The 10,830-nt window shown below is 33.3% G+C and carries 5 protein-coding genes; all 5 read right to left on the reverse strand.

Going from position 1 to position 10,830, the window contains the following annotated elements; translation table 11 throughout:
- On the reverse strand, positions 1–2,988 hold a 2,988-nt coding region (locus HN894_15485), incomplete at its 3' end, for a hypothetical protein (protein ID MBT7144724.1).
- 99 nt (positions 2,989–3,087) lie between these two features.
- Complete coding sequence (locus tag HN894_15490; GenBank protein ID MBT7144725.1) at positions 3,088–5,988, reverse strand: T9SS type A sorting domain-containing protein; 2,901 nt, start codon at positions 5,986–5,988, stop codon at positions 3,088–3,090.
- Positions 5,989–6,111: 123 nt separating this feature from the next.
- Complete coding sequence (locus HN894_15495; protein ID MBT7144726.1) at positions 6,112–7,557, reverse strand: T9SS type A sorting domain-containing protein; 1,446 nt, start codon at positions 7,555–7,557, stop codon at positions 6,112–6,114.
- 64 nt (positions 7,558–7,621) lie between these two features.
- Positions 7,622–10,537, reverse strand: a complete 2,916-nt coding sequence (locus tag HN894_15500; GenBank protein ID MBT7144727.1) for a T9SS type A sorting domain-containing protein — start codon at positions 10,535–10,537, stop codon at positions 7,622–7,624.
- Positions 10,538–10,619: 82 nt separating this feature from the next.
- Positions 10,620–10,830: T9SS type A sorting domain-containing protein (locus tag HN894_15505; protein ID MBT7144728.1), on the reverse strand; the 211-nt coding region annotated here is incomplete at its 5' end.

Here is a 10,830-nt window from a genome sequence, read left to right on the forward strand (position 1 = left end):
GCCCCAAATGGAAATTGCAAGATTTTTACCTGTATAAACTCCCGATCCTACAAGCAAACCACTCACACTAAATACTCCGATCTCACTAATCATTACCGGTTTTGTTTCCCATGCTGTTTTTGGAATACCCAAAGTCATATTCGAGCCTGTATTTATTGTTGTTTTGAAATGTTTTGGCTGAGGGATTTGGATATTTGATTTCGAAATATTTGCAGAGTTTGGGGGATAAGTGAGAGTTACTGCATTGTTCATTTTTATTTGATAGCCTTCGCCCGGAATTATGTTTCCAATTGTATTTATTCCGTACTGAGGCCAATATATCTCCCCGAGATAGTTTTTGACAATTTCAATATCGTTTGCAATAGTGCTTAACATCTCAGCAATAGAAGCTGTATCAGTTCTTAAATAAGGAATAAATGACCATCCAAGAGGAACATTGCAAGGAGTATTTTCCGGTTCAACAGACAATCCATTAATTATTATGGAATCAGCATTATTTATTTTTATTTGATAGCCCTCATTAATTGAAAGATTCCCAATATAGTTAATTCCATAGGCAGGCCAATAGATTTGTCCAAGATAGTTTTTCACAATTACTACGTTTGAAATAATATTAGAAAAAATTGAATCAAATAATTCTTCATATGGAGCTATATATGTTGAAAAAAAGCTCCAGCCCGGAGGGAGAACTAATTGTTGAGAAGTAGTCCATGGTATAGTGAATAAAGAAGTTAAACCACTTAATCCGTTTATAGCAAAAAACTCTTGCTGTGTCATTGGAGGAACCGGCATATAAGTAGCATTTGCATTATATTCAATACTATCTGAAGCATCCCAAATTTTCCATTTTAGCTGCTCACCTACAATGAAACCATCATTTCCGAATTCCTCGCTCCATGCAGAGATTGAAGTAACTGCATTCTCCCACATTTGATAACCGCCACAAACTAAAGTACCCAGCGAATCATAAAACACACCAATAAAATCTCCATATTCAATTTGATTACTATTGATTGTGATTGGTGTTGATTCTTGAATTAGAATTATATGATTGTTTGGAGAAAGAGAATAAGACCAGTCTGGATAGTTCATAAATATAGGTTCGGTAATTTCAAAACTATTAATAATACTACAACCACTATTATCAGTTATTGTAATTGAGTAGTTATCGGCTGACAAGTTAATTATATCTTCGGTAGTTTCACTATTTGACCATAAAAACGAAAAAGGTGGATTGCCGCCAGAAACAGTCAGATCAATTGAACCGTCAAAAGCACCAAATATACTAACTCCATAACCGTTATAATCACTAATAATCTCATTAATTAAGATTTCGTCCGGTTGAAATATTATAAAAAAACTATCGACACTACAACCTATTGCATTGCTAATTGTTACATTGTAGTTTCCCGCACATAAATTTGTTATATTTCCTGAATTTGGAGAACTTATTGTTGAATCAGACCAAAGATAAGTTATTTGTTGACTTGCACCAATTGCCGTAACATTTACTTCGCCGTTGCAAGAATTAAAACATGAAGCATCTTGTGAAATTAAACTTATTCCAGACAAAGTGGAGGCTCCAATAGTTATACTATCAATAATACTGTTTCCACATAAATCAATTATTTCTACCCAATAAACATCTGTCATTCCGGCTGGAGGTGAAGTAATAACTATATCGCTACTTGTTTCGCCGGTATTCCATATATAGCTGACAAACCATGAAGGATGACTCGTACATTCTGCAGAAATAGTATAAGGTGAAGAAGCTGCAATATCACAAATCATTGAATTGGAATTTGTAATTCCTGCTTCAAATTCAACAAAACTATAAATTGTAATTGTGTCTGAAGAAAAAATTGAGGCTCCTGTATTACAAATACAATCTGCCCAAGTCTCAATAATAAAAGTTTCAGGCTGTTCTGGAAATCCATCATTTAAAACATCATAGAAAATTGTGTCGCTCATTTGTCCGCCTTGTATCCAAAAAGTATCCGGAAATATTGATATATCTGAACCCATTATTGCATTTCCGGCATATTGCAAAAGAACCATAGCCGGATTTGAAAGGTTTACTGTGTCATTTCTATAAATAATAAAATATTTTGTACATCCTTCATATATTGTATCAATTGGATTAAAAATGCTAACATTATCACTTCCGTTAGATTCGCCTGACGAAAAGCTGCCTGCTTCGAGGAAAACTGCGGAATCAATAATATAATCACCAGCATCGGCTACTGCCAATTTTAAATGATAAGTTTGACATGGAACAACTAATGCAGTAGCTGTTAAAGCAACAGTATATCCATCGTATTCGATTGCCGAATTAGGATTGCTAATAGCGAGATTATCAAAATAATATTGACAATTCACACAAGGTCCTGTAGGAGGAGTGCTTGCGCTACCTGTTCCATTATTTACATTATTGATTGAAACAGGAGTGGTTGTTCCAGGTATAGTTGCTATGTTTTGATTTAAATAAAATCCGCCCCATGGATATGGTCCTGATAAAAAAAATGCAAATACATCGTTAAAACTGCTATTTACAAATTCAGGATATTCATCAGAGCCAAAAATGTAGCGAAATTTTATGGTGTCAGAATTAGGGACAAAATCGAACTCAATTACTGAAGCATCTGCGGTTGCTTGTGGTATTATATAGTTTAAATCATTATCGCCTGGGGATCCAAAACTTGTTGAAATTCCTGATTGATAATTAGGGCCAACTGCATCTATAGCCCTCCCTGATGAAAAAATTATTCCCGATGAAAATATTGAATCAAAACTTGTTCCGGAAGCGTCGAAATAACCGATACTTCCTGGATGTCCTGAGAAAACAATATTTTGAATAGAAACACAGCCTGATGTAAATACATTATTAACTAACTGTTGAGGGGTATAATTTCCTACCACTGTTATCGGTTGAGCATATATTTTTATGCTAAAAATAACTAAGACAAAAAAAATAATTTTTAATTTCATAATATTTTATTTATAGTTGTTAACATTTTAATAACTGAATATTAGATAGTTAAAGTAAATTACTTGCAAATTTCTAATTTAATTCTCTTTTATACATATTTAATCAACAAGATACATAATTTTTGTTTCTGAAAAACCTTTTAATTTCAGTCTATAAAAATAAGCCCCTGAGTAAATATCATTTTTGTTAAAATTAATAGAATGATTTCCGCCAGGATAATTTTGGGACTGAATTGTAACAATTTTTTCACCAATAAGGTTAAATAATTCTATTTCTACAAAAGCTTTTTCTGGAATGTAAAAACTAATTTCGGTTGTTTCGGAAAATGGATTTGGAACATTCTGAAAAAGAATGCAAGTTGAATGGAGAAGGTTAAAAGTTGAAAGTTTTTCAACTACCGAAATTTTGTTCGTTTTATAGAATTCATTGCCTTTAAGCCAAGTTTCAATTTCAAGAATTTCTTCATTTTCACCATTCCAAATTTTAATAATAAACTTATTGTTTTCAATCATTCCGTCAATTTCTTCGGTCAATTCATCGTTTCCCCAAATAGAAATAGCGAGGTTTTCTCCGGTGTAAACTGCTGAGCCAACGAGTTTTTCCCGATGGTTATCGGGACTAAAAATTCCAATTTCTGAACCTTTTGATGGTTGTATTTTCCAAGCAGTTTTTGGAATACCGAGAGTCATATTTGAGCCTGTGTTTTTGATATTTATGAAATGTTCGGCTTGAGTTGTTAGATCGTTTTCCTTACTTACATTTGTTGAATTAGCAGGATATGTCAAAGTAGCACCATTGTTCATCTTTACTTGATAACCCTCGCCCGGAATCATGTTCCCAATCAGATTTAATCCATAAATAGGCCAGTAGGTTTGTCCAAAATAATTTTTAACAATTTCAATATCATTAACTACATTACTTAACATATTAATGATTGAAGCCGGTGTTTTCCTTAAATAAGAAAAGTATGACCAGCCAAAGGGAATATTGCAATTTGTGAACTCTGGTTGAGTCAAAAAACCAGAAATTATTATTGTGTCGGTTATAGCCATTTTCAATTGGTAACCTTCGCAAATTGAGATATTGCCAATATTGTTTATTCCATAGATTGGCCAATAAGTTTGTCCAAAATAGTCTTTTAATATCAATAAATTTGAATTAACATCCATGAAAATTGAGTCGAATGATAATTCAGTAGGAATAATATAAGTTGAGAAATAGCTCCAGCTTTGAGGAAGGATTATTTCTTGTGAGTCTGCTGAAAGAACTTCATATAAAGAAGCTAAACCACTTAGGCCGTTTACTGCATAAAACTCTTGATTTGCCATTGGAGGAACCGGCATATAGGTAGCATTTGCATCATACTCAATGCTTTCCGATTCGTCCCATATTTTCCATTTAAATTGTTCGCCAATAGCAAAACCGTCATTTCCAAGATCTGCACCCCATGCTGCAATTGAAGTTGTGGTATTTTGCCATATCTGATATCCACCACAAACCAATGTGCCAAGTGAATCATAAAATACTCCAATATAATCTCCCTGAGAAATCTGTACTCCATTTAGTGTGATAGGGGTTGTTGCCTGAATTAAAATAGTATGATTTGTTTGAGTAACTGTATATGACCAATTAGGCAAATTTGGACCTGGTGGTTCAGTAATTTCGTAACTTTCAGTAAGATTACATCCATTATTATCAATTATTGTGATGGTAAAATTTCCAGAACTTAAGCCATAAAGATCTTCAACAATATCACCATTCGACCATGAAAATGTATATGGTGGAGCTCCTCCGGAAATTGTTAAATCAATAGCACCGTCAGCAGCTCCATATGATGTAACATCTGCAATTACTGAAGATGCTAAAAGCTCATCAGTTTCTAAAAGTGTTATGGAATCAATAATTGAATAATTAAGTGCATCAGTAATTGTTACAAGGTAATTTCCTGCTCCTAAAAGTGAAATGTCTTCAATTGTTTCACCATTGTTCCATAAATAAGAATATGGTTGAGTGCCACCTGAAACTGTGATATCTATCGAACCAGTATTTCCATTAAAACAATCAATATTAGTTCCAATCAAATCGCAAATATTTAATGTTGGATTCACTGTAATTGTTATATTATCAGTGTATAAAATGCCTGTACAAGACATAATTCCGGCAACATAAGAAGTAGTTATATTAGGATTTACAGTTAGTGTGGGTCCATTTCCAATTACATCTCCAGATAGGTTGAACCATTGAATTTGAGTTGGAGAAACTATATCTGATGGTACAAATTTTGAACTTTCTAATTGAGTCTCCCATATGGTTGAGTTTCTTCCTGGAGCACAATATGCAAGCGAACCATTCCAGTTATGTAATCCTTGAGTTGAGGTTCCTCCAGCCCAACCAAGACATATTGGCTTATTTGTAAGATGATAGCATATTTCGTTTGAAGTTTCGGTTAATACTATTTGGAAAGTTCCAGTAAAAGAGGAGCAACTAAACAATGGACAATCAATCCAGCTTACAACGAATTTTCTGTTGGGCGCAATACCTGTTATGTTGCAATAAATACTTGTGGCGGAAGGATTCCAGTCACTCCATGCTCCCATAATACAATTTTTAGGTACACTAATAGCTTGACTTGGTATTGTTGCAGAAGCATATGTAGTTGGTTGACCTGAACTAAAACCTAACCATCCATTCGAGCCAACATAACATTCATTGAAAACTTGTCCGAAAAAACAAAAATCAAATGGTATTATTATTGTGTCAGAAATGGCATCGTCCCACAAGTATAATGGTGTTCCTCCATAAAATTCAGGTCCATATGGCACTGTGTCATAGACATATTGATTTGTTCCATAGAAAGGTGCTATTGTTGCATTCAGAGTAATATTTCCAGCACCACAAATTAATGTATCGTTGCCTGCAAAAATTTGTGCTTTTGTTTTGTTACTGAAGAAAATGAGTAGAAAAAAAACGAGACTTAGAGTAATTGTTTTGTCTTTCATAATAGTCAAATTTATAGGTTGCTAATTAATACACGCAATTTCAAAACTAATAACAAATATCACAAAATGAATAATATTTCAACGAATAATTATACTTTTTTATTTTGTATTTCAAATTGTAAATTATTCAACACTCATAATTCTCGTTTCAGAAAAATCACCTGTATTTAGTCTGTAGAAATAAGTTCCTGCTGACAAGTGTTTTCTATCGAAAATAATCGTATGATTTCCGGCAATGTAATTTTGAGAATGAATGGTTTCAATTTTCTCACCAATAAGACTGAATAATTCAATTTCAACGAATGCTTTTTCTGGAATGTAAAAACTAATTTCGGTAGTTTGAGAAAATGGATTTGGAACATTTTGCATGAGGGATATACTTTTATTTTGCAATAGTTCAGATATATTATTTAAATAAGCAATATTGACAGAAGAATTAATCGTACAGTTTAGACTATCTGTAACTATAACAGAATATATGCCGCTGTTTAAACCTGTAATATCTTCGATTGTTTCACCATTTGACCAATTGAAAGTATATGGTGTAAAACCTCCGCTTACTGTCAGATTAATCTCTCCGTCGGTTGAAGTTATATTTGTTGCATCTGTAATGTCAAAACTTAGAATTATCTCAGTGGGTTCAACTAAAGTAATTGAATCGATTATTGAATAATTGTTAGACATTGATACTGTCACAAAGTATGTGCCGGCTATTAAATTATCAATATCTTCTGTTATTTCGCCATTAGACCAAATAAATGAATATGGCGGAGTACCCCATGTAACATTCAAATCAATTGAGCCATCATTTAGTCCAAAACAACTTATATTTGTTTTTTCAAGATTTATAATTAATGCTGATAAGCTATTTGTATCTCTTAGGCAACGAACACTGTATCCAAAATACTTTGCGGTAAAACCCCATATATCACTAATATGGAAGTTTTCTAAACCGCGATGATTTGCAAAATCACTTCCAGCTTTTGAAGTCCAAAAAAAAGTTTGAATTCCCAAATTTTCGAAAGAAGAACCATCTCTTATTCCAGCAGGTAAAGCAGAAAATCCGGATATGTTTGTTGCTGCATTAGGACTATTCCAATGTATTGTGTCCTGTTCTTTCTTTTTCCCCCCAGCAACATTTTGTCCACCTAAATAGTTTGCCAGGATCTCCCATTCTTGTTTACTTGGGACATGCCAACCATTAGGGCAAATACCTTGTACACCGCTTGGTACCAAATCACTACTTGATTCTCCATTCATCACTGCTGCCCAAGTATAAAGTTTCCCATAAACTAATGTATTTAATGTATCATCATTATAATCAAAATAGTATTTTGTAGTATTACCCCATGGAATTGAACCTATGCCAGTTCCATCCACTAAAGCAGAACCATCTTCATAATGCATGGTTTTGAGGTTTTCTTTCATCCAACACTGATTCCCAATTTGAACTGTATTATATACATTTCCATCAAAATCAGCAACGGTTGGAATATCATTGCAAGCTTCCTGTGCAAAAACAAACTGACAAAGGAAAACCGCTGATAAAAATATTAAATTAGCTTTCATAATAGAATCAATTAGTTTATAAATTTTAAAAATAGTAAATATTAATTGAATTCAAAGGAAAACATTATTCCCCAACACTCATAATTCTCGTGTCAGAAAAATCACCTGAATTTAATCTATAGAAATACGTTCCTGCCGACAAGTGTTTTCTATCGAAAATAATTGTATGATTTCCGGCAGTATAATTTTGCGAATGAATGGTTTCAATTCTTTCTCCCAGAAGATTAAATAATTCTATTTCTACAAATGCTTTATGAGGAGCATAAAAACTAATTTCTGTTGTTTCAGAAAATGGATTTGGAACATTTTGAAATAGTTGGAAAGTTGAATGTTGAATTTCAAAAGTTGAAAGTTTTTCAACAATTGAAATTTTATTTGTTATATACAATTCATCGCCTTGAAGCCAATTTTCGATTTCAAGAGTCTCCTCATTCGTTCCATTCCAAACCTTAACAATAAATTTCTCATTTTCAAGCAAACCATCAATTTTTTTGGTCAATTCATCGTTTCCCCAAATTGAAATTGCAAGATTTTCACTGGTAAAAACTGATGAGCCAACCAATAATCCTTCTGAGCTATAAATTCCAATTTCTGAGTCAATTGGAGGTTCTGTTTCCCAGGCTGCTTTTGGAATTCCGAGGGTCATATTTGAACCTGTGTTTATTGTTGTTTTAAATTGTTTTGGCTGAGGGATTTGAATATTAGATTTTGAGATGTTTGCAGAATTTGGTGGGTAAGTTAGAATATTAGAATTGTTCATTTTTATTTGATAGCCTTCGCCGGGAATCATGTTTCCAATTGTATTTATTCCATAATTTGGCCAATAAATCAGTCCTAAATAATTTTTAACTATTTCAATGTCATTTGAGATATTACTTAACATATCGACTATTGAAGCCGGGTCTGATCTTAAATATGGAATAAATGACCATCCGGAAGGAACATTACAATTTTCATTTTCAGGTTGTATGGATAAACCTGTAATTGTTAAAATATCAGGGTTAGTCATGCTAATTTGATAACCCTCATGAATTGATAGGTTTCCTATAAAGTTTATTCCGTAGGCAGGCCAATAGATTTGACCAAGATAGTTTTTCACAATCACTACATTTGAAACATTATTTGCAAAAATTGAATCAAATAACTCTTCAGAAGGAATTATATTAGTTGAAAAGAAACTCCAGCCTGGAGGAAGGACAATTTGCTGTGAACTACTAAATGATAGATTAAATAAAGAAGTTAAACCACTCATTCCGTTTATAGCAAAAAACTCCTGGTCTGTCATAGGAGGAACAGGCATATATGTAGCATCTACTTCATATTCTGTGCTTTCTGAAATGTCCCATATTTTCCATTTAAATTCCTCACCAATTGCAAAGCCATTGTTTAAGCCAACTTCAGCTCCCCATGCTGCAATCGAAGTTGTGTTGTTTTGCCAAATTGTATAGCCTCCACAAGCCAGTGTGCCCAAGGAGTCGTAGAAAACACCAATAAAATCTCCAACATCAATCGGAGTATTGTTCATTGTAATTATTGCAGTATCAGGAATTAAAATTGTGTGATTTGTAGAACTTACTGTATAAGGCCAGTCAGGTGGATATGAGTTCAGAGGTTCAGTAATTTCAAACATTTCTATATTGGTGCATGAATTATTGTCAATTACGGTTACGTAATACAAGCCGGCACTTAAATTGTAAACATCTTCAGAGGTTTCTCCATTAGACCAAATATGTGAATATGGCTGAACACCTCCACTTATTGTCAAATCAATTGAACCGTTTGTTGTTCCTGTAATTAACACATTCGAAATGTTACTATAGGTCTCAATCTCAGAAGGTTCAGTAATTGTCATAGAGTCAACAACAACATTATTCCCAGAATCGCTTATTGTTACAAAATAATTTCCTGCACCCAGATTTGATATATATTCTGTTGTATCTCCAGTATTCCATAAAAATGAAAATGGAGACACACAACCATTTGCAGCAAGTTCTATTGAGCCGGTATTACCTCCATTACAATCAACATTCTCAGTATTTACATAATCTATTGAAAGACTGGTTGAATCAATTGAAATCGTTACTGTATCAATAAAAAAACCTGAACATGAACAAATTACTCCTGCAATATAAGAAGTAGTTGAAATTGGATTAACGGTTATTGATGATCCATTACTGATAATATTTCCATATGTATCATACCATTGAATTTGCGGAAGCGAAATTGTACCTATCGGTTTAAATTTTGAACTCTCATATTGAGCACTCCATTGGTTGCCATTTCTTCCTGGGACCCAATAAGCCAAAGTTCCGTTGAAGTTATGTATTCCCTGAGTTGATGCTACACTCCATTGAGTACAAATTGGCTTATTTGTTATATGGTTGTAAATCTCATTTGAACCCTCACATAAAACTATTTGAAATTTTCCGAGGTTACTTGTACATGCATGCATTGGACAATTATCCCAGTTAACAACAAATTTCCTATTGGGTGATACTCCTGTAACATAATAGAAAACATAAGGACCTACACCGTATGATGGGTTCCAGTCTGCCCAAGGTCCCATAATACAATTTTTTGGAACGCTAACTCCAGAATTCGGTAAAATACAAGCAGTAAAAGTAATTGGTTGCCCTGGACTAAAACTTAACCATCCATTAGAGCCAACATAACATGAGGTGAAAACTTGTCCGAAAAAACAAAATTCAAATGGAATTTGAATTTGACTTGAAACAACATCGTCCCAATAAGTACCAGGGAAAGGTACAGGTGTACCCCCGTAAGTCTCAGGTGCATAAGGAACTGTATCATAAAAGTATGTATTTGTGCTATTGATTGAAGAAGTGGTCGCATTTAATGTGATACTTGTTCCAGCACAAATTGAGGTATCATTACCTGCAAAAATTTGTGCTTTTGTTTCTTTAGTGAAAATAAAAAAAAGAATTAAGCTTAGACTTAGGGTAGTAATAAGGTTTTTCATAATAATTATATTTTTAGTTTAGTTGATATCCAGATAATTAACCTTGTCAAAGTCTTAAACTTTGACAAGGTAGTTTAATAAATCATTCAACACTCATAATTCTCGTTTCAGAAAAATCACCTGAACTTAATCTGTAAAAATACGTCCCGGCAGGCAAGTGTTTTCTGTCGTAAATAATTGTATGTTTTCCGTGAGGATAGTTTTGCGACTGTATTGTTTCAATTTTTTCGCCAATAAGGTTAAAAAGCTCAATTTCTACAAAAGTTTTCTCAGGAAGAAAAATACCAATTTCA

Source organism: Bacteroidota bacterium, from assembly GCA_018692315.1.
Classification (GTDB): Bacteria; Bacteroidota; Bacteroidia; order Bacteroidales; family JABHKC01; genus JABHKC01.

What these genes read in the sequence shown, in the direction of transcription:
- HN894_15490 (MBT7144725.1), bottom strand. Translation starts at nt 5,988, where the DNA reads ATGAAAGACAAAACAATTACTCTAAGTCTCGTTTTTTTTCTACTCATT.
- HN894_15495 (MBT7144726.1), bottom strand. Translation starts at nt 7,557, where the DNA reads ATGAAAGCTAATTTAATATTTTTATCAGCGGTTTTCCTTTGTCAGTTT.
- HN894_15500 (MBT7144727.1), bottom strand. Translation starts at nt 10,537, where the DNA reads ATGAAAAACCTTATTACTACCCTAAGTCTAAGCTTAATTCTTTTTTTT.